The organism is Streptomyces sp. NPDC097640 (assembly GCF_040302705.1).
Taxonomy (GTDB): Bacteria; Actinomycetota; Actinomycetes; order Streptomycetales; family Streptomycetaceae; genus Streptomyces.
In genome coordinates, this window is sequence record NZ_JBEOSB010000005.1 from 327115 (window position 1) to 351413 (window position 24299).

Annotated in this window: 21 protein-coding genes; 10 read left to right on the forward strand and 11 right to left on the reverse strand. The window is 73.8% G+C overall.

Annotation, left to right across the window (positions count from 1 at the left end):
• Positions 1–2 precede the first annotated feature (2 nt).
• The 4 genes from ABTY62_RS09965 to ABTY62_RS09980 all read left to right on the forward strand — a co-directional run bounded on the left by ABTY62_RS09965 (position 3) and on the right by ABTY62_RS09980 (position 5797).
• Positions 3–2048, forward strand: coding sequence for a prolyl oligopeptidase family serine peptidase (locus tag ABTY62_RS09965; RefSeq protein WP_352128917.1), 2046 nt, complete (start codon positions 3–5; stop codon positions 2046–2048).
• A 57-nt stretch (positions 2049–2105) separates the two neighbouring features.
• Entirely contained in the window at positions 2106–2867 is a 762-nt protein-coding gene (locus ABTY62_RS09970; protein WP_352128918.1) for a 4'-phosphopantetheinyl transferase family protein, read from the forward strand.
• 235 nt (positions 2868–3102) lie between these two features.
• Positions 3103–3642 (forward strand): GNAT family N-acetyltransferase, encoded by a 540-nt coding sequence (locus ABTY62_RS09975; protein ID WP_352128919.1) that lies wholly within the window; start codon positions 3103–3105, stop codon positions 3640–3642.
• A gap of 130 nt (positions 3643–3772) precedes the next feature.
• Positions 3773–5797, forward strand: a complete 2025-nt coding sequence (locus ABTY62_RS09980) for a DUF5107 domain-containing protein (protein ID WP_352128920.1) — start codon at positions 3773–3775, stop codon at positions 5795–5797.
• A gap of 195 nt (positions 5798–5992) precedes the next feature.
• Here the strand turns inward: ABTY62_RS09980 and ABTY62_RS09985 are convergent, their stop codons facing one another.
• From ABTY62_RS09985 to ABTY62_RS09995, 3 genes are all read right to left on the reverse strand, one after another.
• Entirely contained in the window at positions 5993–6343 is a 351-nt protein-coding gene (locus ABTY62_RS09985; RefSeq protein ID WP_352128922.1) for a VOC family protein, read from the reverse strand.
• 33 nt (positions 6344–6376) lie between these two features.
• The gene (locus ABTY62_RS09990; protein ID WP_352128923.1) at positions 6377–7192 is read right to left on the reverse strand and encodes a class I SAM-dependent methyltransferase; all 816 of its coding nucleotides are present in this window, start codon (positions 7190–7192) and stop codon (positions 6377–6379) included.
• A 107-nt stretch (positions 7193–7299) separates the two neighbouring features.
• Complete coding sequence (locus ABTY62_RS09995) at positions 7300–7683, reverse strand: DUF2795 domain-containing protein (RefSeq protein ID WP_352128924.1); 384 nt, start codon at positions 7681–7683, stop codon at positions 7300–7302.
• 227 nt (positions 7684–7910) lie between these two features.
• On the opposite strand from ABTY62_RS09995, the gene ABTY62_RS10000 reads away from it, so the two are divergent.
• Positions 7911–8501: a TIGR03086 family metal-binding protein gene (locus ABTY62_RS10000; protein ID WP_352128925.1), complete on the forward strand. Its 591-nt coding sequence runs from the start codon at positions 7911–7913 to the stop codon at positions 8499–8501.
• A gap of 510 nt (positions 8502–9011) precedes the next feature.
• Here ABTY62_RS10000 and ABTY62_RS10005 read toward each other — a convergent pair.
• The 4 genes from ABTY62_RS10005 to ABTY62_RS10020 form a co-directional block, all read right to left on the reverse strand.
• The gene (locus ABTY62_RS10005; protein WP_352128927.1) at positions 9012–11108 is read right to left on the reverse strand and encodes a catalase; all 2097 of its coding nucleotides are present in this window, start codon (positions 11106–11108) and stop codon (positions 9012–9014) included.
• Positions 11105–12922: a thiamine pyrophosphate-requiring protein gene (locus ABTY62_RS10010; RefSeq protein WP_352128928.1), complete on the reverse strand. Its 1818-nt coding sequence runs from the start codon at positions 12920–12922 to the stop codon at positions 11105–11107. Before ABTY62_RS10010 ends, ABTY62_RS10005 begins: the two co-directional genes overlap by 4 nt.
• Before the next feature lie 23 nt (positions 12923–12945).
• Positions 12946–13911 (reverse strand): TIGR03557 family F420-dependent LLM class oxidoreductase, encoded by a 966-nt coding sequence (locus ABTY62_RS10015; RefSeq protein ID WP_352128929.1) that lies wholly within the window; start codon positions 13909–13911, stop codon positions 12946–12948.
• Between the two features lie 127 nt (positions 13912–14038).
• Positions 14039–15193 carry a PAS domain-containing protein gene (locus ABTY62_RS10020; protein ID WP_352128930.1) on the reverse strand — a complete coding sequence of 385 codons (1155 nt, stop codon included), beginning with the start codon at positions 15191–15193 and terminating at the stop codon, positions 14039–14041.
• Positions 15194–15300: 107 nt separating this feature from the next.
• Between ABTY62_RS10020 and ABTY62_RS10025 the strand changes: the two genes are divergently transcribed.
• The gene (locus ABTY62_RS10025) at positions 15301–15987 is read left to right on the forward strand and encodes an ANTAR domain-containing response regulator (protein ID WP_352128931.1); all 687 of its coding nucleotides are present in this window, start codon (positions 15301–15303) and stop codon (positions 15985–15987) included.
• Positions 15988–15996: 9 nt separating this feature from the next.
• Here the strand turns inward: ABTY62_RS10025 and ABTY62_RS10030 are convergent, their stop codons facing one another.
• The gene (locus ABTY62_RS10030) at positions 15997–16569 is read right to left on the reverse strand and encodes a hemerythrin domain-containing protein (protein ID WP_352128932.1); all 573 of its coding nucleotides are present in this window, start codon (positions 16567–16569) and stop codon (positions 15997–15999) included.
• Positions 16570–16715: 146 nt separating this feature from the next.
• Between ABTY62_RS10030 and ABTY62_RS10035 the strand changes: the two genes are divergently transcribed.
• From ABTY62_RS10035 to ABTY62_RS10050, 4 genes are all read left to right on the forward strand, one after another.
• The gene (locus ABTY62_RS10035) at positions 16716–17963 is read left to right on the forward strand and encodes an aminotransferase class I/II-fold pyridoxal phosphate-dependent enzyme (protein ID WP_352128933.1); all 1248 of its coding nucleotides are present in this window, start codon (positions 16716–16718) and stop codon (positions 17961–17963) included.
• On the forward strand, positions 17960–19048 hold the full coding sequence (locus ABTY62_RS10040; protein ID WP_352128934.1) for an MBL fold metallo-hydrolase: 1089 nt from the start codon (positions 17960–17962) through the stop codon (positions 19046–19048). The genes ABTY62_RS10035 and ABTY62_RS10040 overlap by 4 nt, the downstream gene beginning before the upstream one ends.
• Positions 19049–19163: 115 nt before the next feature.
• The gene (locus ABTY62_RS10045) at positions 19164–20237 is read left to right on the forward strand and encodes a right-handed parallel beta-helix repeat-containing protein (protein WP_352128935.1); all 1074 of its coding nucleotides are present in this window, start codon (positions 19164–19166) and stop codon (positions 20235–20237) included.
• Complete coding sequence (locus ABTY62_RS10050; protein ID WP_352128936.1) at positions 20234–21304, forward strand: methyltransferase; 1071 nt, start codon at positions 20234–20236, stop codon at positions 21302–21304. Before ABTY62_RS10045 ends, ABTY62_RS10050 begins: the two co-directional genes overlap by 4 nt.
• 82 nt (positions 21305–21386) lie before the next feature.
• Here ABTY62_RS10050 and ABTY62_RS10055 read toward each other — a convergent pair whose 3' ends face one another.
• The 3 genes from ABTY62_RS10055 to accC form a co-directional block, all read right to left on the reverse strand.
• Entirely contained in the window at positions 21387–22064 is a 678-nt protein-coding gene (locus tag ABTY62_RS10055; RefSeq protein ID WP_352128937.1) for a class F sortase, read from the reverse strand.
• A gap of 105 nt (positions 22065–22169) precedes the next feature.
• Positions 22170–22748, reverse strand: a complete 579-nt coding sequence (locus tag ABTY62_RS10060; protein WP_352128938.1) for a hypothetical protein — start codon at positions 22746–22748, stop codon at positions 22170–22172.
• Positions 22749–22817: 69 nt separating this feature from the next.
• Complete coding sequence (accC, locus tag ABTY62_RS10065) at positions 22818–24296, reverse strand: acetyl-CoA carboxylase biotin carboxylase subunit (RefSeq protein ID WP_352128939.1); 1479 nt, start codon at positions 24294–24296, stop codon at positions 22818–22820.
• Positions 24297–24299: the final 3 nt, after the last annotated feature.

A 24299-nucleotide genomic window follows, 5' to 3' on the forward strand; every position in this document is an offset into this window, starting at 1 on the left:
GGATGAGCGACAGCACGGTGACCACGACCACCCCGTACGGCGCCTGGCGGTCCCCGATCGACGCCGCGCTCGCCGCCTCGCACGACGGCCACCCGGAGTACGTGGGCACGGTCGGCGACGAGGTGTGGTGGACCGCGCCGCGCCCTGCCGAGGGCGGCCGTCGCACGCTGATGCGGCGCCGGCCCGGCGCCGCCGAGGTCAGCGCGCTGCCCGCGCCGTGGAACGTACGCAGCAGGGTCATCGAGTACGGCGGCCTGCCGTGGGCCGCCGTGCCCCGCCCGGCGGGCGGCCCGCTCGTCGTCTTCGCGCACCACGCCGACCAGCGGCTGTACGCGTACGAGCCGGACGACCCGACCGGCGCCCCGCCGCGCCCGCTGACCCCGGTGTCGGACCTCGGCGGCGGGCTGCGCTGGGCGGATCTGCGACTGCACGCCGGCCGCGGCGAAGTGGGCGAAGTGTGGGGCGTGCTGGAGGAGTTCACCGGCGCGGGGCCGACCGACGTACGCCGCGTGATCGCGGCGGTGCCGCTGGACGGCTCGGCCGCCGAGGACCGTACGGCGGTGCGCGAGCTGTCCGACGACCGCCACCGCTTCGTCACCGGGCCCCAGCTCTCCCCGGACGGGCGGCGGGTGGCCTGGATCGCCTGGAACCACCCGCAGATGCCGTGGGACGGCACGGTCGTGATGGTGGCGGACGTGACGGAGGACGGCCGCTTCCAGGGCACGCGCCCGGTGGTGGGGGAGACCGACGAGTCGGTGGTGCAGGTCGAGTGGGACACCGACGGCACCCTGCTGTTCGTCTCCGACCTCAGCGGCTGGTGGAAGTTGCAGCGCATCGACCCCGACACGACAGGCAATGGCGTCATCGCGAGCACCGGGCTCTGCCCCGGCCAGGAGGAGTTCGGCGGACCGCTGTGGAAGCTCGGCCTGCGCTGGTTCGCACCGCTGCCCGGCGGGCTGATCGCCGTCGTGCACGGCCGGGGCGCCGCCCGGCTCGGCATCCTCGACCCGCGCACCCGCGAGCTGGCCGACGCGCCGGGACCGTGGACCGAGTGGGACGCGACGCTCGCCGTGGACGGCAGCCGGGTCGTCGGCGTCGCCGCGAGCCCGCACAGTTCGTACGAGGTGGTCGAGCTGGACACCCGCACCGGCTACGCCCGGGTCATCGGGGCCGCGCACACCGACCCCGTCGACCCGGCGTACTACCCGCGCCCGGAGGCCCGCACCTTCACCGGGCCGGACGGCCGGGACATCCACGCCCACATCTACCCGCCGCACAACCCCGGCCACACCGCGCCCGAGGGCGAGGCGCCGCCGTATGTGGTCTGGGCCCACGGCGGGCCGACCGACCGCGCCCCGCTCGTGCTCGACCTGGAGATCGCGTACTTCACCTCGCGCGGGATAGGCGTCGCCGAGGTCAACTACGGCGGATCGACGGGCTACGGCCGCGCCTACCGGGACCGGCTGTGCGAGCAGTGGGGCGTGGTGGACGTCGAGGACTGCGCGGCCGTCGCCGAGGCGCTGGCGGAGGAGGGCAGCGCCGACCGGGCCCGGCTCGCCATCCGGGGCGGCAGCGCGGGCGGCTGGACCGCGGCCGCCTCGCTGACCTCCAAGACCACCGCCGGGCTGTACGCGTGCGGGACGGTCAAATACCCCGTCCTCGACCCCATGGACTGGGCCGGCGAGGGGACGCACGACTTCGAGTCCCGCTACCTGGAGTCCCTGATCGGGCCGCTCGCCGAGGTCCCCGACCGCTACCGCGACCGCTCGCTGACCGGCCGCGCCGACCGGGTCAGCGTCCCCTTCCTGCTGCTCCAGGGCCTGGCCGACCCGGTGTGCCCGCCCGCGCAGTGCGAGCGCTTCCTGGCGGCGGTCGCCGGGCGCGGCGTCCCGCACGCGTATCTCGCCTTCGAGGGCGAGGGCCACGGCTTCCGCCGTGCGGACACCATGATCCGCGCCGTTGAGGCCGAACTCGGCCTGTACGCACGGGTCTTCGGGCTCACCCCGCCGGGGGTTCCGGCCCTGGAGCTGGCTGACCGAACGGCGTAGCGTGATCCGCGTAGTCGTGATCCGAGCCCGCCTCACCGACCCACCTGGAGGAGCGAGTTGACACCCCCGAGGGCATCGCACGTCGTCGGCCGTGATCCGCTGCCCGCCGCCGTGGCCGGCGCGTGGCCGCCCGGCGCGCCCGAGACCTGGCTGCTCAGCGTCTCCCGGTACATGGCCGCCATGGACCAGGGCGCGCCCGGCAAGATCCTCGACGCCGAGGAGCGGGAGCGCGCCGCGAAGTTCGTGCGGACCGAGGACCAGCACCGGTACACCGCGGCGCACCTGGGGTTGCGGGAGCTGCTGGGCGCCTATCTGGACATCGAGCCCGCGGCCGTGCCGTTCACCCGGGAGGACTGCCCCGGCTGCGGCGGGCCCCACGGCCGCCCCGCGGTCGTCGGCACGCCGCTGCACTTCAACATGTCGCACGCCGGTGACCTGGTGCTGTTCGCCTTCGCGGGCTCGCCGATCGGCGCCGACGTGGAGAAGACACAGCCGGTGTCGGTCGTGGACCAGGTCGCGCAGAGCCTGCACCCGACCGAGCGCGCCGAGCTGGCTGCGCTCTCCGCGGCCGACCGCCCCGCCGCGTTCGCGCGGTGCTGGACGCGCAAGGAGGCGTATCTCAAGGGCATCGGCACGGGGCTGTCCCAGGACCCGGCGATCAGTTACGTCGGCACGGGCGAGCGGCCGGTGCCGGTCGGCCCCTGGACGCTGACCGACCTGCCCGCCGACCAGCTCGCGGCGGCCGCGGCCGACTCCGGCGACTCCGCCGGAGGCCCTGGGTACGCGGCGGCGTACGCGCTGCTGGAGAAGGCTCCCTAAGGGGTGTCCGGCGGCCGCACGGCGGAGCCGCACATCGGTGCTTTTCCCCACCCCGCCCCTTCCCGAACCAGGGGCTTCGCCCCTGGACCCCGGGGTTTGGGGCAGCGCCCCCCGCGCGGCGGAGCCGCATATCGGCAGCGTCAAGATCCGCCGGACACGGCCCAGAGTTCGCCGGGCGGGGCCGCCGGACGGGTTCGCCGGACGGGCGGCGGTACGACCGGCTTACGATGTGCGGATGCCCGACACGCCATACGCAGCCATGGGACCCCGCGTGGCCATCCGCCACATCGAGCGGAACGACCGCGCGGAGTTCACCCGGCTCTCCCGCACCAGCGCCGCCCTCCACCACCCGTGGCTGACCGCGCCCTCCACCGACGAGGCCTTCGACATCTTCATGACGAAGCTGGAGCGGGACGACCACGAGGGATTCCTGGTCTGCCTGCCCGAGACCGGCGCGATCGCCGGTTTCATCAACGTCAACAGCATCATCCGCGGCGCCTACCAGGGCGGCACCATCGGCTACGGGGCGTTCGCGCCCCAGGCCGGGCACGGCTATGTCTCCGAAGGGCTCGGGCTCGTGCTGGCCTACGCCTTCGGGCCGCTCGCGCTGCACCGCATCGAGGTCAACATCCAGCCCGGCAACCAGGCGTCGCTGGCGCTGGTGAAGCGGTACGGCTTCCGGCTGGAGGGCTTCTCGCCCGACTACCTCTATATCGAGGGCGCGTGGCGCGACCACGAGCGCTACGCCATCACCAGCGACATGTTTGAGGCCTAGGGCTGATGTCATGGGTGGCTGACGCCCCGTTGGGCTGACGCTCTGGTCAGCGGGGCCGCGCCGTTGTTCCATGGTCATCGGACGGTCGCCGCAGCCGGGGCGACCCTAGGCAGTCGGAGTGAGGCAGCCCGTGGCCACGACCGTGCGACGTACCACCCTGACCCTTCCCACCGCCCCGCTCGGGCCCGAGAACCCCCTGCCCGCGCTGCGGCTCCCGCGCGAGGTGCACCGCATCGACGAGCACACGCGGGCCACGCTGCCCGCGGAGATGGCCCGCCAGACCGCGTACGAGCCGCTGAGTTCCGTGCTGCCGGTGCGGCTGCGCGACGGGTACGGGCGCGGGCGGGCGCCCGCCGGGCTGGACGCCCTCGTCATCGAGAACGACCGCCTGCGCGCCACCGTGCTGCCCGGCCTCGGCGGCCGGGTGTACTCCCTCCACCACAAGCCGACCGGACGCGAACTCCTCTACCGCAACCCCGTGATGCAGCCCGCCGACTTCGCGCTCAACGGCGCGTGGTTCTCCGGCGGCATCGAGTGGAACGTCGGCGCCACCGGCCACACCACCCTGGCCTGCGCCCCGCTGCACGCCGCCCGCGTCCCGGCGCCCGACGGGGGCGAGATGGTGCGGCTGTGGGAGTGGGAGCGGCTGCGCGACCTGCCCTTCCAGGTCGACCTGTGGCTGCCGGACGACTCCGACTTCCTCTACGTGGGGGTGCGGATCCGCAACCCGCACCACCGGACCGCGCCCGTCTACTGGTGGTCCAACATCGCCGTCCCGGAGGGCGAGGACACCCGCGTGCTCGCGCCCGCCGACGCCGCCTGGCACTTCGGCTACAGCCGCACCCTGCGCCACGTCCCGGTCCCCGAGTGGGACGGCACCGACCGTACGTACCCGCTGCACGGCGCCTACCCCGCCGACTACTTCTACGACCTGCCCAGGGACGCGCGCCCCTGGATCGCCTCGCTCGACGGGACGGGCCACGGCCTCGTCCAGACCTCCACCGACGGGCTGCGCGGCCGCAAGCTCTTCCTGTGGGGCGCGGGGCCCGGCGGGCGGCGCTGGCAGCGGTGGCTGACCGAGCCCGGCACCGCGGGCTACGCCGAGATCCAGGCCGGGCTCGCCCGCACCCAACTGGAGCATGTGCCGCTGGAGGCGGGCGAGGAGTTCGCCTGGCTGGAGGCGTACGGACCGCTGTCCGCCGACCCGGCGGCGGTGCACGGCGAGGACTGGGCGGCGGCCCGGCGGGAGGTCGAGACCCGGCTGGAGTCGGCCGCGCCGCGCGCCGCCGTGGCGGCGGCCTACGCCGCGTGGCGCCCGTACGCCGACGCCGAGCCCGGGGAGCGGCTGGCCACCGGCTCCGGCTGGGGCGCGCTGGAGGCGGAGCGCGGCGGCTACCGGCTGCCCGGCACCCCCTTCGACCCGGACACGCTGGGCGAGCCCCAGGAGCCCTGGCGCGGGCTGCTGCGCACGGGCGCGTTCCCGGCCTGGGAGGCGGGCAAGTCCCCGGCCGACCCCGGCTGTTCCCTGGTCTCCCCGGCCTGGCGCGACCTCCTGGAGGCGGCGCCCTCCACGGCCGCCGCCGAGTACCACCTGGGCGTGGCCCAGTGGCACGCGGGCGACCGGGCGCAGGCCACCCGCAGCTGGGAGCGGTCGCTGCGGTGTATGGAGACGCCGTGGGCGCTGCGCTGCCTGGCCGTGGCGGACACCGACGCCGGTCACCGGGCGCGCGCGGCGGACCGGCTGCTGCGGGCGATGGATCTGGCCCTGGGCGCGGACGGGGTCGAGGCGGCGGTCGAGGTCGCGCTCGGGCGCGAGACGGTGGTCGCGCTGCTCGCGGCGGGGCGCGCCGAGGAGGCGCATACGCTGCTCGGGGCTCTGCGCCCGTCCCTGCGCGAGCTGGGCCGGTTCCGGCTGCTCATGGCGCAGGTGCTGCTGGCCCGGGGCGACACCGGGGCCGCCCGCGCGGTCTTCGACGAGGGCTTCGAGGTGGCGGATCTGCGCGAGGGCGACGAGACGCTGAGCGACACGTGGTACGCGATCGCCGAGCGGCTGGTCGCGGGCGACGGCGCGCCGGTGACCGACGACGTACGGGAGCGGGCGCGCGCCGAGCACCCGCTCCCGGAGCGGTACGAGTTCCGGATGCGGCCCGCGTAACCGCCGCCGTCAGGCGGCTGGGCCCTGTCCGGCGGATCTTGACGCCTGCGGCGGCCACGCTGCGGAGCAGCAAATCGACGCAGCCCCCACCCCGCCCCTTCCCGAGACTGGGGGCTCCGCCCCAGACCCCGGGGTCCAGGGGCGAAGCTCCTGGTTACGGGAAGGGGCGGGGTGGGGCGGGCCCGCCGGACACCTCTAGCCCGGGTTCCGGTCGACGTACTCGAAGACCGAGCCGTCGGGGTGACGGGCCACCAGGTTGCGGCCGATCGGGGTGGGCAGCGGACCGGCGATGATCTCCGCGCCCACCGCCTTCAGATCGGCCACCGCCTCGTCCACGTCGTTCACCGCGAGCGTCGCCGTGACCTTGCTGAGGATGGACAGCTCCGCCTCGGGGCCGCTCATCAGGAAGAAGCAGCCGACGGCCGCGACCGAGACGGCTCCGCGCTGGAAGCGGAGCGCCTCGGCGCCCGTCAGCCGTTCGTACACGGCGATCGCCGCGTCCAGATCATTGACGCACACCCGTAGCGAGGTCCCGAGAATGTCCATGCGGGCGAGCCTAGTTGACCGCCCGCGCGGGCGTCATACGCGGCAGACGAGCTCGCCGTGCAGCACGGTGAACCAGCCGTCCTGCTGCTCGCCCCACTCCCGCCACGCGTCCGCGATCCGCCGCAGCTCGTCCTCCGTGGCGTGGCCGCCCTCCACCGCCCGCCCGGCGTACGACGAGGCGACCGTGCGGTCCGCCCACAGGCCGCTCCACCACGCGCGCTCGTCGGCCGTGGCGTAACACCAGGTCCCGGCGGTCGCGGTGATGTCGGTGAAGCCCGCCCGGCGGGCCCAGGACAGCAGCCTGCGGCCGGCGTCCGGCTCGCCGCCGTTGGCCCGCGCCACCCGCTGGTACAGCCCGGCCCAGTCGTCCAGGCCGGGGACGGCCGGGTACCAGGTCATGGCGGAGTAGTCGGAGTCGCGCACCGCCACCATGCCGCCCGGCTTGCACACCCGGCGCATCTCGCGCAGCGCGGCCACCGGGTCGCCCAGGTGCTGGAGCACCTGGTGGGCGTGGACGACGCAGAACGAGTCGTCGGGGTAGTCCAGCTGGTAGACGTCGCCGACCGCGAAGTGGACATTGGACACGCCGCGCTCCGCGGCCGTCGACCGGGCCTGCTCCAGGACCCCGGCGTCCGCGTCCACGCCGATGACCTCGCCCTGGGGGACCAGCTCGGCCAGGTCGGCGGTGATGGTGCCGGGGCCGCAGCCGATGTCCAGGATCCGCATGTGCGGCTTGAGGCGGCCGGTCAGATACGCGGCGGAGTTGGCCGCGGTGCGCCAGGTGTGCGAGCGCAGCACGGACTCGTGGTGTCCGTGCGTGTAGACGGCGGTGGCGGAGTTCTCGGGCATGGCTCGGCTCCCCTTCGAGACGACCGGATGGGCTCGTCGCCACCGTACGCCGCCATCTCGCATCGCGAGAGTGGCGTCTCAATATGTGGTTGGGCGTGTTTGTGTCTCTACGTCGTGGGGTGCAGGCCCAGCCCGGCGACGACCTCCTGCACCGTGCGGAACACCCGGTCCTCGGGCAGCTCCGCCGCCAGCTCGATCAGCCGGTCCGGAGCGTGCACCTGGTGCAGGGCGTGCAGCAGCGCCCCGCGCCTGGCCGGGAACGGGGTGCGCCCCAGATGTCGGGCCAGCTCGAACCGCAGCGCCTCTGCCTCGCCGACCGCGCCCAGCGGTGCCACCGGCCCGGTGGTGACCGCGGGGTCGTCGTCGGCGCCGGGCTCCGGGTCGTACCACTCCTCGGCCCGGGTGGGGCGGCCCGAACGCATCAGCTCCTGGAGCTCATGCTTCATCTCGTCGTCCTTGTGGACACTCAGCCGGTTGCTGCCTCGTTGCATGGCATCGTCCTCACCTTCGCTTCTGGTCCTCCCCGCGTACCCGCCGCGCGGCCATCGACACGATGGTTTGACGGCGCGGGGGGAGGGGACCCGGGTGTCGGCCGAGCGGCCATTGGGAGTGAGGAACGGCACCGGGTGTGGGAGTTCAGGGGCCCGCGCCCGGTGCCGTGTCCGTGTGCCGCTGTGTCCCTGTGTTAGGTCATCCGGGGCTGGGGTACCTGTCGCATATGACCGATAAGAGCAATCCGGGCAATCCGCTGCTCGCCAGGCACGCCGAGGCGCTGAACCTCTTCACCGAGCGGGTGCACGCCATCCGGCCGGACCAGTGGGACGACCCGACACCATGCACCGAATGGACCGTGCGCGACCTGGTCAACCACCTCGCGGCCGAGCAGATGTGGGTGCCGCCGCTGGTGCGGGACGGGGGCACGGCGGCCGAGCAGGGCGACGTGTTCGAGGGCGATCTGCTGGGCGATGACCCCGTCGCCACCTGGGACGAGGCCGCCGCGGCGGCCCGCGCGGCGTTTGCCGCGCCCGGCGCGCTGGAGCGCAGCGTCGACCTCTCGTTCGGCGAGACGCCCGCCACGGACTACTGCACGCAGATGACGGCCGACGCGACGGTCCACGCGTGGGATCTGTCCCGGGCCATCGGGGCGGATGAGCGGCTTCCGAAGCCGCTGGTGGACTTCTCGGTGCGGGAGGTTGCGCCGTATGCGGCGGAGCTGGAGAAGAGCGGGATGTTCGCCGCGGCGGTTGAGGCTCCGCCGGGTGCGGATGCCCAGACGAAGCTTCTGGCTCTCCTCGGCCGCGAGGCGTAACGCCTGCGGCGCGCCGGCTTAATGTGGGGCCCCGCCACGCGGGGAGCTCCGCCCCCGGACGCCTGCGGCGGGCTCTTTCCCCCACCCCGCCCCTTCCCGAAACTGGGGCGGTGCCCCAGCCCCCTGGAGCCTCGCCCCCCCGGGGGGACGGGCTTCGCTCCAGCCCCCGGAGCGGGGCTGGAGCTGCGACCCAGCGCCCCGCCGGTCGGAGCACCTGGGCCCCGGGCACCAGGGCCCAGGTGGCCTCCGAACTCCGGGGGCGGAGCCGAGGGCGCAGCCCCCTCCGCCCCCGGCTCCGGGGTCTGGGGCGGAGCCCCAGTTTCGGGAAGGGGCGGGGTGGGGGAGGGCCCGCCGCAGGCGCCACCGCGCGCGAAGCGCGAGGGGGCGGGGTGGGGGTACGGCCCCGCCGCAGGCGCCATCGCGCGGCGGAGCCGCAAGTATCGGGCTCCGCCCCCGGAACCCTCGGGGTCCAGGGGCGGAGTCCATGGTGCGGGGGCCGCCGCGGCGGCGTCAGACGCGGAGGTGGGGGCGGGACCAGTGGCGGTGCGCGGCGACCGCGTCCGTGAAGGCCCGCGTGAACTCCTCACTCGCCGTCCCCGTCGTCGCATCCGTCACCACGCCCCGGTCCGCGCACACATGCCCGTGGCCGGACGCGATGTGCAGCCCTTCCGGCTCGAGCGCGGACACGATGCCCACGCCCGACCCCAGCGCCCCGATCGCCTTGCCGTGCCGGTACGCGTCGCGCACGAACCGCATCGCCGTCTCGTCCGACCTCAGCTCCGGGGTGCCGGTGGGGCCGCCGGGCAGGAGTACCGCGTCGTAGAGGACCGAGGCGACCGTGGGCAGCGCGCGGTCCACCGCGTAGCCGTTTCCGTCGGCGCCGCGCACCTTCCCGTCGTGTGACGCCAGTGCCTCGACGACCGCGCCCTGTGAGCTCAGCGCCTCCTGGGCCTGGGCGAGCTGGCCGGTGTCCACGCCGTCGGTGACCAGCACCGCGATCCGGCGGGTGCGGATGGAGCCGTCGCCGTGGAGGTTGGTGAGGCTCAGCGCGGGGGAGGCGAGCGGCTTGTGTTCGGTGTTCGCCACGGCGGGTGTCGCCACGCCGATGCCCTCGGCCACCGCCGTGGCCAGGCCCTGGTCGATGTGCGTCAGCTGCTCGACCGTACGCTCGCGCACCTGCACCGCGCCGACCTTGCCGAGCTCGAAGCGGAACGCGTCGACGATGTGCTGCCGCTCCCAGTCGCTCATGCTGTTCCAGAACATCGCGGCCTGGCTGTAGAAGTCCTTGAAGCTCTCGGCGCGCTTGCGGAGCTTGGCGCCGTCGACCCGCTCGGGGTAGTGGGAGAACGCGTACCCGTCCGCGCCGGCGATGGCCGGGCAGCCGCCGCCCAGCGAGTTGGGGGAGTAGCTGGTGCCGGTGTGGATCGCCGACTGGTGGTAGCCGTCGCGCTGGTTGGTGCGGACCGGGGCCACCGGCTGGTTCACGGGGAGCTGCGCGAAGTTGGGCCCGCCCAGCCGGATCAGCTGGGTGTCGAGATACGAGAAGTTGCGGGCCTGGAGCAGCGGATCGTCGGTGAAGTCGATGCCGGGCACCACATTGGCCGTGTGGAAGGCCACCTGCTCGGTCTCGGCGAAGAAATTCTCCGGGTTGCGGTCGAGCACCATCCGGCCGAGGGGGCGGACCGGCACCTGCTCCTCCGGCACGATCTTCGTGGCGTCGAGCAGATCGAAGTCGAAGCCGAACTCGTCCTCCTCGGGGATCAGCTGCGCCCCCAGCTCGTACTCGGGGAACTCACCCGCCTCGATCGACTGCCACAGGTCGCGCCGGTTGAAGTCGGGGTCCCGGCCCTGGCACTCCTGTGCCTCGTCCCACACCAGCGAGTGCACCCCGAGCTTGGGCTTCCAGTGGAACTTCACCAGGGTTCCCTGGCCGCGCGCGTCCACGAAGCGGAAGGTGTGCACGCCGAACCCCTGCATCATGCGGTAGCTGCGCGGAATGGCCCGGTCGGACATCAGCCACATCATCATGTGCAGGGTCTCGGGCTGGAGGGACACGAAGTCCCACAGCGTGTCGTGCGCGGACGAGCCGGTGGGGATCTCGTTCTGCGGCTCGGGTTTGACCGCGTGCACGAAGTCCGGGAACTTGATGCCGTCCTGGATGAAGAACACCGGCATGTTGTTGCCGACCAGGTCGTAGTTGCCCTCGGAGGTGTAGAACTTCGTGGCGAAGCCGCGCACATCGCGCACGGTGTCCGCCGAGCCGCGCGGCCCCGCCACCGTCGAGAACCGCACGAACACCGGGGTGCGCACGGACGGGTCCTGGAGGAAGGCGGCCCGGGTGAACTCCGCGCAGGACTCGTACGGTTCGAAGTAGCCGTACGCGCCCGCGCCGCGCGCGTGGACCACCCGCTCCGGGATCCGCTCATGGTCGAAGTGCATCAGCTTCTCGCGGAAGTGGAAGTCCTCCAGCAGTGTCGGGCCGCGCTCCCCGACGGTGAGCGAGTCGTCGGTGTGGTCGACCGCCACCCCCTGGTCCGTGGTCAGCGGGCCCTCGGCGGGGTCGGCGGCGCGGTATCCCTCGCGCTGCCGTTCCTTGCGATCGGTCATCGGGACGCTCCCTTCTTCTCGCTCTTCCTGCCGCGGTGCGGCAGGAGCTCATGCACCCACCCCCTCAGGCCGTAGCGCGCCGGGCCCGTCCGGTGCCCGTCGCCCTTGGCGAGCACATCGCCGGTGGCCTCGAGCTGCTCCCAGGCGGCGTGCGGCGGGACGGGCGCCACGTCCGGGTCGGTGAGGAACTCGACGACCGCCGGGCCGTCCGCGTTGAGCGCTTCGCGCCACCCCTGCTCGACGTACTCGGGCTTCTCCACCCGGATGCCGGTCAGCCCCAGCGACTCGGCGAACCGCGCGTACTGCACATCGGGGAGCTGCCGCGCGGGCGGGAGGTGCGGGGCGCCGCCCGGCGCCGGCGTCTCCCAGGTCACCTGGTTCGGGTCGTGGCTGTTCCACACCCCGATCACCAGCCGCGGATCGTCCCACGCGTGCCGGTACCCGGCCGCCGTGATCAGCTCGGACATGCCGTTCCGCTGCATCGCGCCGTCCCCGACCAGCGCCACCACCGGCCGGTCGGGCCGGGCGAACTTGGCGCCGATCGCGTACGGCACCCCGCAGCCCATGGCGGCCAGCGTCCCCGACAGCGAGCCGCGCATCTGGCCGCGCATCCGCAACTGACGGCCGTACCAGTGGGCCACGGAGCCCGAGTCGCAGGTGAGGACGGCGTCGCCGGGCAGCAGCGGGTCGAGGCAGTGGGCGACGTACTCGGGGTTGATCGGGTCGGCGGTCAGCTCGGCGCGGTGCCGCATCACCTCGCGCCACCGACGTACCTCCGCGACGATCCGCTCCTGCCAGTCGCGGTCCTCCCTGGACCGCAGCAGCGGTATCAGTCGCAGCAGGGTCTCGCGGGCGTCGCCGACCAGATTGACCTCGTACGGGTAGCGCATGCCGATCATGTGCGGATCGAGGTCGATCTGCACCGCCCGGACGGTGCCGAACTCCGGCAGGAACTCGGTGTACGGGAAGTTGGAGCCGATGGTCAGCAGCGTGTCGCAGTCCCGCATCAGCTCGTACGAGGGCCGGGTGCCCAGCCCCCCGATGGCCCCGGTGACATACGGCAGTTCATCGCCGAGCACATCGAGACCCAGCAGCGCCTTGGCCACCCCCGCGCCCAGCAGCTCGGCGATCGCCTCGACCTCCGCGCGCGCGCCCGCGGCGCCCTGGCCGACCAGGATCGCCACCCTGTCGCCCGCGTTCAGCACATCCGCGGCCCGCTCCAGCGCGCTCGCGGCGGGCACCGCGGACCAGCCGCTGCGGTCCAGGCTGGAGGGCACCATGGTGAACGCCTGGACGGGCGGGGAGTAGTGCAGCTCCTGGACGTCCGCCGGGATGATCACGGCGGTGGGGGAGCGGCGGGCGTACGCGGTGCGGATCGCCCGGTCGAGCACGTTCGGAAGTTGCTCGGGGACCGTCACCGTCTCCAGGTAGTCGGACGCCACGTCCTTGAACAGGCTGTGCAGGTCCACCTCCTGCTCGTAGGAGCCGCCCATCGCGCTGCGGTGCGTCTGGCCGACCAGCGCCACCACGGGGGCGTGGTCGAGCTTCGCGTCGTACAGGCCGTTGAGCAGATGGATCGCGCCGGGGCCCGAGCCCGCCGCACAGACCCCGAGCCGCCCGCTGAACTTGGCGTATCCGACGGCCTCGAACGCGGACATCTCCTCGTGCCGGGACCGTACGAACCGTGGCTCGTCCCCGGCCCGGGCCCACGCGGCGAGCAGCCCGCCGATGCCGTCGCCGGGGCAGCCGAAGACATGCCGGACACCCCACTCGCGCAGCCGGGCGAGGACGTAGTCGGCGACTTTCTCGGTCATGGTGGTCACTCCTGTCGACCGGCTCAGCCGGTCAGCCGCGGCAGCACCTTGGTGCGGTAGAAGTCGAAGAAGCCGCGCTGTTCGGGGCCGATCTGGTTGACGTAGACGGTGTCGAATCCGGCGTCGGCGTACGCGCTGAGCGCGGCCACATGCGCGTCCGGGTCGTCGCCGCAGGTCACCTGCTGGGCCAGCCGTTCGGGGGTGACCAGCTCGCCGGCCTGCTCGAACTGGGCGGGGGTGGCCAGCTGGGTCAGCAGCGCGCCCGGCAGCGCCACGGCCGGCCACAGCCGGTGAGCGGTGCGCAGCGCGTCGTCGGCGTCCGGGCCGAAGCACACCTGGAGGCCCCCGCTGGCCGGCTTGGCGTTGCCGCCCGCGCCGCTGCCGCGCCGGAAGCGCGCGACCAGCTCGGCGTCGGGGACCATCGTGATGAAGCCGTCGCCGACCCGCCCGGCCAGCGCGGCGGCGGCCGAACCGAAGGCCGCGATGTCGATGGGCACCGGCTCCTCGGGCACCGTGTACAGGCGCGCGTTCTCCACCGTGTAGTGCTTGCCGTGGTGGCTGACCTGGCGCCCCTCGAAGAGCTGGCGCATCACCGCCACGGCCTCCTCCAGCATCTCCAGCCGGATGGCCGCCTGGGGCCAGCGGTCGCCCAGCACATGCTCGTTCAGCGCCTCCCCGGAGCCCACCCCCAGCCGGAAGCGGCCCCCCAGCAGCACCGCGCTGGTGGCGGCGGCCTGGGCGACGATCGCCGGATGGACGCGGATGATGGGGCAGGTCACCGCGGTCTGCACGGGCAGCGAGGTCGCCTGGGCGAGCGCGCCGATCACCGACCAGACGAACGAGGCCTGGCCCAGTTCCCGGTTCCAGGGGTGGTAGTGGTCGGAGATCCACAGGCGCGAGAAGCCCGCCTGCTCCGCCATCCGCGCCTGCTCGACGAGGTCGGCGGGCCCGTGTTCCTCCGCGGCCAGGAAATAGCCGTACTCGGTCATGGCGGGGCCCTCCTCGAACGCTCGTGCCCGTCATGGCGCGCCACCACTCACGGCGCTGCCGCCACTCACGGCGCTGGTGCCACGGGGTGACGGGTAACCGGGGTGCGGGGAAGGAAACACCGCGGAGCTACGGGGGCGGGACTCGGCCCAGCGCCAGGGCGATATGGCGGGACACCCGCTCCACCACGCCCGCCTCCGCCATCGCGAACGCCCCGCGCCCGCCCGTACGGAAGAGCGTGAGCGCGCCCAGCACCGGCGCCGCGGGCGCGGCGCGCAGCGGGACGCACAGCAGCGAGGTGACCTCCTCGCGGACCAGGACGGGCGCGCCCGAGGCGTCGTGGCCGAAGGCGTCCGCGTCCTGGGGCCGCACCCGCAGCGCGGCGGCCCCGTCGCGTATCGCCTCGGCCACCAGCGGACAGCCGGCCGGGTCCTGCCCGGCCACCGAGCCCGCGCGGGAGCCCGCGGCCTCCGGCGGGCCCAGCGTCACCACCCGGCGGACGGCTTCCGGCCGCGCCGGGTCCGGACACACATCGGCGATCACCCAGTCCGCGAAGCGGCCGTGCAGCACGGCGGCCGCCCGGCCGAGGACGGTCTCAGGGCCGTCGCCGTCGGGCGCCGGTGTGGCGAGCAGCGCGGTGGCCATGTCGTCGACCAGGTCGAGCAGCTCGGCGTGGCGCGTCACCTCGTCAAGGTCGGGCCGGGGTGTCCGTGGCTGGACGTCGGCCTCGTCCGGGCCGGTGGGCTGGAACACCGCCAGCACGGCGGGGTGCGGCTCGTCCGGCGGGTGCAGCGCCGTCAGGGTCGCCCGCAGCGCCCCGCCGTCGGGCCCCGGCAGCCGCACCACCAGGCCGCGCCCGCCCTCGCCGCGCGCGACGGCGGCGGCCTGGGAGCGCAGCACCGCCCGCCCGTCGGGCCGCAGCGAGTCGGTCAGCGGGCGCCCGGCGGCGTCGCCGGCGCGGGTCCGGAAGAGCTGCGCGGCCGAGGCGTTCATCCGCCGCACCACGCAGTCGCGGTCCAGCAGGGCGACGGCGGTCGGCAGCCGCTGGAACAGGGCGCGCAGCAGCCGCTGTTCCTGCGGATCGGTGCGGCCGGGGCCCGGGTCGGCGGCGGCCAGCCGCTCATACCACGGCCACAGCACCTCCGCCACATGCTGGAGTTCGATGAGGGCGGCGTCCAGTACGGAGTCCCGCTCGTGCGAGGGCAGCGCTCGCGCGGTCCGCAGTTCGGCGACGCGGGCGCGGAAATCCGCCAACTCCGCGCCGTACTCCTGTGCCCCGGACATGCGTTCACCGTAGCCCGCCCGGGGGAGGCGGATCCGCGCATCGCTCGTTTCCCCGGCCGGGCGGTGGGCAGCCGAAGAGACGGGATGAGGAAGGACTGGACCCGACCATGCCGGAGTGTCTCCCCTCGCTGGACCGCGGCCTCGCCGTGCTGGCGGAACAGGCCGCGTCGTGCACCCCCGCCGGCTGCGGGGCCACCGCCACCGCCCTCCTCGACCCCGGCCCTGTTCTACGTGATCAGCCGAGCGCGGCCACCCATCCCGATCTGTCCGCGCTGGTCGCGGTGCAGCTGGCCTCGGGCGAGGGCCCGATCCCGGCCGCCCGGGCCACCGGCCGCCCGGCCGCCGCGGACGACCTCCTGCACGACCGGAGGTGGCCGGACTACCGGGCCACGGCGCTGGACGCGGGCGTGCGCTCCAGCGCCGCCCTGCCCTTCGTCCGCGAGGGCCTGACCGTCACGATCTCCGTCTACGGGCTGCGCCCCGGCCCCCTGGCGGAGGCGGCTCGGGGCGCCATCCGGCTGCTCGGCGACCTCGCCACCGAGAGCCTGGCGCGCGATGTGCGCTACCGCGCCGCGCTGACCGAGCTGGAGAGGCTGGACGCGGCGCTGCGCTCACGCCCGGTGGTCGACCAGGCGTGCGGCATGGTGATGCATGCGCTGGACTGTGACGCGGACGCCGCCTTCGACCTGCTGCGGCGCGCCTCCCAGCGGACCAACCGCAAGCTGGCCCAGCTCGCCGAGACCGTCGTACGCACCCGTGGCCGCGACATCGAGCGGGCTCTGATCAGGCTCTGATCAGGCTCGTCAGGCCCGGCCCGGGCCGGAGAGCCACTCCCGCACCCGCTCGGCGAGCGGACGCCCCGTGCTGACCGACCCGCCGCCGGCCTGCCCGCCGCCGGCCTGCCCGCCGCCGATCTGCCCGGCCGGCGGGTCCGGGGTGGCGGCCTTGGCCTCGCCGACCCGCAGCCCGAGCGCCATCCGCTCCTCCTCGGTGAGCCGCTCGCGCAACTCGGGGAAGATCACGTCCTCCTCGCCGCGGATGTGCATGGACACCACGTCGTACAGGTCGCGGACCAGCGAGTCGAACCGCCGGTCGGCGGGGTCCAGATCCTCCAGGTCGCCCAGGATCCGCTCGGCCTCGGACAGCTCCTCGATCTCCCGCTCCGCGACCTCGTCCCCGTCGGGCAGCGCCCTGCGGACCGTCGGATACAGATACTGCTCCTCGGCGACCGAGTGCCGGACGATCTCGACGGTGATCCGCTCCACCAGCAGCCGCCGCTGCCCCGGGTCGGCGTTCGCCCGGTATCCCTCGAAGAGAACCTGGACCTCGCGGTGGTCCGCGGTGAGCAGGTCCACCACGTCGCGTTGCTGAGGCATCCCTGTCATACGGGCCGGGTGCCCGCCGCCGCCCCGGGCAAACGGCACCGGCCCACGTGTCGGCTCCGCCGCTGGATCCTTTGATCTGCGAAGGTGGACGGGGCGGGACGGAAACTCGATTCCGTCGATCCGGAGGTGTGTTTCGAATGCAGCGGGAGCTGACCGCCCCGGCTCCGGCGGACCCGGAGAGCGGCGGCCTGCCGGTCCTCCCGGAGCTGGCCGCGCGCTTCGCCGGCGCGGCCGGCCGCACCGCGCCCGAGCCGGTCGGCGGCGGCCCGGCGCTGCGCGCCGCCGCCTGCGGCTACTGGGAGCGGCGCGGCCTGTGGACGGACCCCGGGCATGTCACGGCCGCCCCCGGCGGGCAGCCGCTGCTGCTCGCGCTGCTCGCCGCGGTCGGCGGCGACGTACTGCTGACCCGGCCGAGCGCCGCCTGGTACGCACCGCTGGCCCGGCTGGTCGGCCGCCCCGCGTACCACGCGCCGGTGCCCGCCGAGTGCGGCGGCGTCCCCGACCCGTTCGCGCTGCTGGAGACCGTCCGCCGGGTCCGCGCCGAGGAGGGCGAGCCGCGCGTGCTGCTGCTGTCCGTCGCCGACGACCCGACCGGCACCACCGCGCCGCCCGAGCTGCTGCACGAGGTGTGCGAGGCGGCCGTGGCCGAGGGGCTGCTGATCGTGAGCGACGAGACCTGGCGGGACACCGTGCACCACCCGCACGGCACGGTGCTGCTCAGCCCCGCCGAGATGTGCCCCGAGGACGTGGTGGTGGTCACCGACCTGGCCGGCGCCTTCACCCCGCCCGGCTGGCCCGCCGCGGTCGCCCGGTTCCCCGCCACCGAGCGCGGCGCGGAGCTGCGCGCCCGGGTGCTGTCCACCCTGGACGCGGTGCGGGGCGCGCCGCTGCCGCCCGTGGCCGCGGCCGCCGCCCACGCCCTCGACGAGCCCGAGCCGGTCCGCGAGCGTACGGCGGCCGCGGCCCGCGCCCATGGGGCGGTGGCCGCGGCGGCCTACCGCGCGCTCACCGCCGTCGGCGCGCTGTGCCGCCCCCCGCAGGCCGGCCGTCAGCTGTACGCCGACCTCGACGAGCTGCGCGGCGACCTGGCCGCCCGCGGCATCACCGACTCGGTGGAGCTGGAGCGCGAGCTGACCCGGCGGCTGGGCCGGCCCGTACCGGGCGGGCACCGCTTCGGCGACGCCCCGCACACCCTGCGGGTGCGCCTTTCGACCCTGCCGCTGCTCGGCACCGGGGACCAGGCGCGGCTGGCCGCCCTCGCCGCCGCGGACCCGCTGCGGGTGCCGCATGTGGCCGCGGCGCTGTCCGCCTTCGAGACGGCCTTCCGCGAGCTGGCCCAGGCCGGACCGAGGCCGACCGGCACAGAAGGGAGCCCACTGCCATGACCGATCAGGCAGATCAGGCCCAGCCGGCAGATCAGGCGCAGCCGGCCGGGCGACGCCCCGCCGCGCGGACGCGCCCCGGCCAGTCGGCGGCGGCCCCGCCGCTCGCCGCCCCGCGCCCCCGCGGTGAGCTCCGCACCTGGCCGCGGTCGTTCACCCACCGCCTCACCTCCCCGCTGCCCGGTGTCCGGGCGATCGCCCGGCTGGCCCGCGAGGGCCGGCTGCGCCCGCCCGTCGAGACCCTCCGGCAGATCCCCGAACTCCCCTTCGAGCCGGGCCCGCTGCCGGTCGCCGGGCCCGGCGACACCGCGGTCACCTGGGCGGGGCACGCCAGCTGTGTGCTGCGGACCGGCGGGCTGACCGTGCTCACCGACCCCGTCTGGTCCCGCCGGATCCTCGGCACCCCGCCCCGGGTCACCCCGGTCGGGGTGCGCTGGGAGGACCTGCCGCCCGTCGACGCGGTGGTCATCAGCCACAACCACTACGACCACCTCGACGCGCCCACCCTCAAGCGGCTGCCGCGCGCCACCCCGCTGTTCGTCCCCGCCGGGCTCGCCGCCTGGTGCCGGGCGCGCCGCTTCACCGACGTCACCGAGCTGGACTGGTGGGAGGCGGCCGAACTGCCGGGCGCGGACGGGCCGGTGCGGTTCGACTTCGTGCCCGCCCACCACTGGAGCAAGCGCACCCTGACCGACACCTGCCGCTCCCTGTGGGGCGGCTGGGTCATCACCGCCCCGGGCGGGCGGCGGAGCTACTTCGCGGGCGACACCGGCTATGGGCACTGGTTCCGGGAGATCGGCCGCCGCTACCCGGGGATCGACCTGGCGCTGCTGCCCATCGGCGCGTACGAGCCGCGCTGGATGCTCCGTACGGTGCACACGGACCCGGAGGAGGCCGTACGGGCGTTCGGGGATGTGGGGGCGCGGGTGATGATGCCCATGCACTGGTCCACCTTTCTGCTCTCCGCCGAGCCCCCGTTGCAGCCGCTGCTGCGGGTCCGCGCGGCGTGGGAGGCGGCGCGGCTGCCGCGCGAGGCGCTGTGGGACCTCCCGGTCGGCTCCTCCCGCGTGCTCGCCCGCGACGCGTAACGCGCGGCGCCGCAGGCGATGCGGCAGACACCCCTTGGGCCCGGCGAGTCGGGGCGGTTAGTGCATAAGGGGGCATAAGTGGCAGGTGGCGCGCACCCTACCTAGCTTTCTGTTCATGCGCACTCGTCAGTTTCGCTATCTCGCGGTCCTCACGGCCGCCCTCGTCATCGAACTCGGTCCGCTGCCGACCGCCCACGCCAACACCCAGCACACCGTCCACCCGGGCGAGTCCATCCAGGCCGCGGTGGACGCCGCCAAGCCCGGTGACACCATCCTCGTCGAGGCCGGCACCTACCGGGAGAACGTGCTGATCACCACCTCCGGCCTGACCCTGCGCGGGGCGGGCGAGACGACCGTCATCCAGCCCCCGGAGCAGGCGGGCACCAACGCCTGCGCCATGGCCCAGACCGGCATCTGTGTCACCGGTACGGCCGAACAGCCCGTCACCGGTGTGCGGATCCGCTCGCTGAAGGTCACCGGCTTCGCCAAGGACGGCATCTGGGGGAAGCACACCGACCAGATGGACGTACGCACGGTGACCGCCGAGCAGAACGGCCGGCAGGGCATCGGCCAGGAGAAGTCCACCCGCGGTGTCTTCCGCTCCAACACCTCCAAGGACAACGGCCAGTCGGGCATCTTCATCGCCAACACCGTCGACGAGGAGGGCGCGGCCATCGACACCAAGGGCGCGGTCATCCGGGGCAACCGGCTGACCGGCAACCGGGTCGGGGTCGGCATCCGGCGCGTCAGGGTGCTCACCGTCGAGTCCAACACCCTCACCGGCAACTGCGGCGGCGTGTTCGTCGTGGGCGACGAGGGGACACCCCGCGCCGGGGACCTGTCCATCGTCGGCAACCAGGTCTACGAGAACAACAAGTACTGCCCGCCCAACCCCCGCCTCGACTTCATCCAGGGCACCGGAATCCTGCTCACCGGCGTGGAGGAGGTCCGGATCACCGGTAACACGGTGCGGGACAACGCGGGCACCTCACCGATGTCCGGCGGAATCGTGCTGTTCCCCAGCGCCGTGGGCGCCAAGAACAGCGGCAACGCCATCAAGGACAACCTGATGGCGAACAACCAGCCCGCGGACATCGCCGACCGGGACGCCGGTCCCGGCAACACCTTCGAGGGCAACACCTGCACGGTCTCCGAGCCTGTCGGACACTGCGCCAAGGAGGCGTCATGACGTCCATACGCACCACCCCCACCACAACGGCGACCGCCCCCGCCGACGGCGTTCCGCCCAAGGCCGCCGCCCCGCAGCTGCGCGAACTCGTCTTCGGCGCGGCGCGGGCGGCCGCCGTTCGCGCGGCCGCCTCCCTGGGCGTCGCCGACGCCCTGGGGGAGCGGCCCGCCACCGTCGCGGAGCTGGCCACCGCCGTGGGCGCCGAGCCCGAGCGGCTGGGCCGGCTGCTGCGCTCCCTGGCCTGCTGCGGCGTCTTCGCGGAGACCGAGGACGGCCGGATCGCGCACACCGAGATGTCCCGGCTGCTGCGCGAGGACGCCCCGGACAGCCTGAAGTACATATGCCTGTGGTGCACCGAGCCGTGGACCTGGCAGACCTGGCCGCGGCTCGACGAGGCCGTGCGCTCGGACACCTGCGTGTTCGACGAGATCCACGGCAAGGGCTTCTTCGCCTATCTGCACGAGGACGCGCCGGACTCGGCCCGCGTGTTCGACAAGGCGATGACCACCTCCAGCAGGCAGTCCGCCGCGGAGCTCGCCGCCTTCCTCGACCTCGGCGGGGCCGCGGAGGTGGCGGACATCGGCGGCGGCCAGGGACACGTCCTGGCGTCCCTGCTGGAGAAGCACCCGGCGCTGCGCGGCTCCCTGCTCGACCTCCCGCAGGTGGTGGCGAACGCGGATCCGCGGCTGCGCGACGGCGGGCCGCTGGCCTCGCGCGCCCGGCTGGTGCCCGGCGACTGCCGGCAGGAGATCCCCGTGCGGGCCGACCTGTACATCATCAAGAACATCCTGGAGTGGGACGACGAGTCCACCCGCCGGACCCTGGCCAACGTGGTGGCGGCGGCCCCGCCCGGCGCCCGGGTCCTGGTGATCGAGAACCTGATCGACAACAGCCCCTCGATGAGGTTCACCACCGCCATGGACCTGTTCCTGCTCCTCAACGTGGGGGGCCGGAAACACTCCTCGGACAGCCTGGTGACGCGCATGACCGAGGCCGGGCTGAGCGTCACCGGCATCGCCCCCGTCAACCCCTATCTGCACGCGTTCGACAGCCGGGTGCCCGGGTAAACAACGACAGCCCAGCCGGGTGCCCGCGTGGCGGTGTTCACGCGGGCACCCGGCTGATCGGGGGGCATTCCCGGACGGTGGCTCAGGCCCACCGGAAGGACTCGAGATGGGCGAACACCACGACATTGTCGGTGTAGTCGCGGACGGTGCGGTCGTATGAACCCCCGCAGGTGATCAGGCGCAGCTGCGCGTCGGGGGTCTGCCCGTACACCCGGTCGTCGGGGAAGTTCGCCTTGCTGAACGTCTCCACCGAGTCGACGACGAAGGTCGCGACGATTCCATCGGCGCGGGTGATGGTCACCCGGCCCCCTCGCTTCAGCGTGCTGAGCGGATAGAACACCGCCGGGCCCGTCTTGGTGTCCACATGCCCCGCCACGATGGCGTTGCCCCGCTCTCCGGGGGACGGGCCGCCGTTGAACCAGCCGGCCAGGTTGTTGTTGTCGGAGGGCGGCGGGATCAGCACCCCCGACCGGTCGAGCGTCAGCTCGGTGAACGGCGCGCTCACCCCGATGGAGGGGATGTCCAGATGTCTGGCGGGCGAGCGCGGCAGCGCCGGCCCGAGCCGGACCTCCTGGGGGGCGGCCGTCTCCGGGCGGGGGGTGAGCACCGGCCCGCTGGCCGCCGGTTTCTTCGGCGATGGCGATGGCTGGGTGGAGGCCGCGTCGACCGAGTTGTAGATCAGGAAGACGCCGATGAGGGCCGACGCGGCGGCCCAGCGGAGAGCGCGGGTGTTGCCGTCGGCCCCGCCCTGCTTGCCCATGGGGAAACTGCCTTTCTTCGCCGGCGGAGAGCGGCGCTGCCGTGGCCGACCGCGACAAGCGGTGCCGGCCACGGCAGCGGGGCTATGAAAAGAGTTCGTTCACCCTCAGATCGCGGTGCCGGTGGGCTTGCGGCGACGCAGGGCGTAGGCTCCGGCGCCGAGGCCGCCGAGGAGCAGGAGCGAGCCGGCGGCCATGCCGCCACCGGTCGTGGCCATGCCACCGCCACCGGTGTGGACGCCACCGTGGGGCTTGCCGTGCTCGCCCTCCTTCTCCTTCTCCTTCTCCTTCCAGGAGCTGCTGCCGCCCCAGCCCCCCTCCTCCTTCTTCTCCTCTTCCTTGCCCTTGCCGCCGCCCCAGCTGTCTTCCTTCTCCTTGCCGAACTCTTCCTTGCGGAAGTCCTCTTCCTTCTCCTTGCCGAACTCTTCCTTGCCCTTGCCGAACTCTTCCTTGCCGAAGTCCTCTTCCTTGCTCTTGCCGCTCCAGTCCCCCTCCTCCTTGCCCTCCTTGTTCTCCTTCTCCTTCCAGGAGCTGCCGGAGCCGTATTCGTCGGACTCCTGACCGCTGGAGTAGCCGCCTTGGCCGCCCGGGTCGGAGACGTCAGCGGCGAACGCGGCGGCAGGTGCGCCCAGGGACACGGATGCGGCGAGCGCCGCCCCGGCGATGAGTGCGCGAGTAGATCGCATGAGTCATTCCTTCCGGCACCTGCGCGATTACTGACATTTGCCAGATAAAGGGATCGTGTAGGTGTCTTATCAACCGTCAGCGACGGGGGGCCCCGCTGCCACTTGACGCGGCCTGTCGTCGGGCCGGTTGTAAGCCCTCCGGGTGGAGATATCCGTCGACTTCACTCGTTCGCCGCGCGAATGGGCTGACGCCGAATCATCTTTTCGGCCCATCGTTCCGATCAGCCCCGTGGTGTGCGTCGCCGACCGGAACTCCGGGCGCGCCAGAACCCGCCGCAGAAAGCCCAGCGTGGTCCGTACGCCACCGCCGCCGACCCGGAACTCGCCCAGGGCCCGGTCCATGCGGGCGAGCGCCTGCTCGCGGTCGGGCGCCCAGACCACGGCCTTCGCCAGCAGCGAGTCGTAGTCCGGGCCCACCCGCCACCCCGGGAAGGCATGGGTGTCCACCCGCACGAAAGGCCCCCCGGGCGGTGTGAACTCCGTCAGCGTGCCGGGTGTGGGCGCGAAGCCGCGGTCCGGGTCCTCGGCGTTGACCCGGCACTCGATCGCCGTTCCGCGCCGCACCACATCGCTCTGACCGAACGTCAGGGGCTGCCCGGCGGCGACGAGGATCTGCTCCCGGACGATGTCGATCCCGGTCACCATCTCGGTGACCGGGTGCTCGACCTGAAGCCGGCAGTTGATCTCCATCAGATAGAACTCGTGGTCGGGCGTGAGCACGAACTCGAAGGTGCCCGCCCCGACATAGCCCACCGCCGCCGCGCCGCGCACCGCCGCCGCGCACATCGCGGTGCGCCGCTCCTGGGGCAGATTCGGCGCGGGCGCCTCCTCCACCATCTTCTGGTGGCGCCGCTGTACGGAGCAGTCGCGCTCGCCGAGGTGGACCACCTTGCCGTGCCGGTCCGCGAGGACCTGCACCTCCACATGGCGCGCGTCCTCCACGAACCGCTCCATGTAGAGGCGCTCGTCGCCGAACACCGCGCGGGCGTGGGCGCGCGTCTCGTTGAACGCGGGCACCAGCGCGTCCGGTTCGCGGACCACCGCCATGCCGCGCCCGCCGCCGCCCGCCACCGCCTTGAGGATCAGCGGATAGCCGATCCGCCCGGCGATGTCCCTGGCCTCCGCGGGCGTGGCCACCGCTCCGGTACTGCCCGGCAGCACCGGCAGGCCCGCCTCCGCCATCAGCGCGCGGGCCGCCGCCTTGTCGCCGAGGCGCTGCATCACCTCGGCCGGCGGGCCGATGAAGGTGATCCCGGAGTCCTCGCACACCTCCGCGAAGTCCGGGTCCTCGGACAGGAATCCGTATCCGGGGTGGATGGCCTGCGCCCCGGTGCGGCGCGCCGCCTCGATGATCGCCGGGACGCTGAGATAGCTGGCCTTCGACTGCGGCGGGCCGATGTGCACGGCCTCGTCCGCGAGCCTGACCTGGGCCGAGTCGCGGTCGGCGGTGGAGTACACCGCGACGGTGCGCATGCCGAGCTCCCGGCAGGCGCGCAGCACACGCACCGCGATCTCGCCGCGGTTCGCCACGAGTACGGTGGAGAACACGCG

Bases quoted from the DNA above. Each gene is read 5' to 3' on its own strand.
- ABTY62_RS09965 (WP_352128917.1), top strand. From the start codon at position 3: ATGAGCGACAGCACGGTGACCACGACCACCCCGTACGGCGCCTGGCGG.
- ABTY62_RS09975 (WP_352128919.1), top strand. From the start codon at position 3,103: ATGCCCGACACGCCATACGCAGCCATGGGACCCCGCGTGGCCATCCGC.
- ABTY62_RS09985 (WP_352128922.1), bottom strand. From the start codon at position 6,343: ATGGACATTCTCGGGACCTCGCTACGGGTGTGCGTCAATGATCTGGAC.
- ABTY62_RS09990 (WP_352128923.1), bottom strand. From the start codon at position 7,192: ATGCCCGAGAACTCCGCCACCGCCGTCTACACGCACGGACACCACGAG.
- ABTY62_RS09995 (WP_352128924.1), bottom strand. From the start codon at position 7,683: ATGCAACGAGGCAGCAACCGGCTGAGTGTCCACAAGGACGACGAGATG.
- ABTY62_RS10000 (WP_352128925.1), top strand. From the start codon at position 7,911: ATGACCGATAAGAGCAATCCGGGCAATCCGCTGCTCGCCAGGCACGCC.
- ABTY62_RS10005 (WP_352128927.1), bottom strand. From the start codon at position 11,108: ATGACCGATCGCAAGGAACGGCAGCGCGAGGGATACCGCGCCGCCGAC.
- ABTY62_RS10010 (WP_352128928.1), bottom strand. From the start codon at position 12,922: ATGACCGAGAAAGTCGCCGACTACGTCCTCGCCCGGCTGCGCGAGTGG.
- ABTY62_RS10015 (WP_352128929.1), bottom strand. From the start codon at position 13,911: ATGACCGAGTACGGCTATTTCCTGGCCGCGGAGGAACACGGGCCCGCC.
- ABTY62_RS10020 (WP_352128930.1), bottom strand. From the start codon at position 15,193: ATGTCCGGGGCACAGGAGTACGGCGCGGAGTTGGCGGATTTCCGCGCC.
- ABTY62_RS10025 (WP_352128931.1), top strand. From the start codon at position 15,301: ATGCCGGAGTGTCTCCCCTCGCTGGACCGCGGCCTCGCCGTGCTGGCG.
- ABTY62_RS10030 (WP_352128932.1), bottom strand. From the start codon at position 16,569: ATGCCTCAGCAACGCGACGTGGTGGACCTGCTCACCGCGGACCACCGC.
- ABTY62_RS10035 (WP_352128933.1), top strand. From the start codon at position 16,716: ATGCAGCGGGAGCTGACCGCCCCGGCTCCGGCGGACCCGGAGAGCGGC.
- ABTY62_RS10040 (WP_352128934.1), top strand. From the start codon at position 17,960: ATGACCGATCAGGCAGATCAGGCCCAGCCGGCAGATCAGGCGCAGCCG.
- ABTY62_RS10045 (WP_352128935.1), top strand. From the start codon at position 19,164: ATGCGCACTCGTCAGTTTCGCTATCTCGCGGTCCTCACGGCCGCCCTC.
- ABTY62_RS10050 (WP_352128936.1), top strand. From the start codon at position 20,234: ATGACGTCCATACGCACCACCCCCACCACAACGGCGACCGCCCCCGCC.
- ABTY62_RS10055 (WP_352128937.1), bottom strand. From the start codon at position 22,064: ATGGGCAAGCAGGGCGGGGCCGACGGCAACACCCGCGCTCTCCGCTGG.
- ABTY62_RS10060 (WP_352128938.1), bottom strand. From the start codon at position 22,748: ATGCGATCTACTCGCGCACTCATCGCCGGGGCGGCGCTCGCCGCATCC.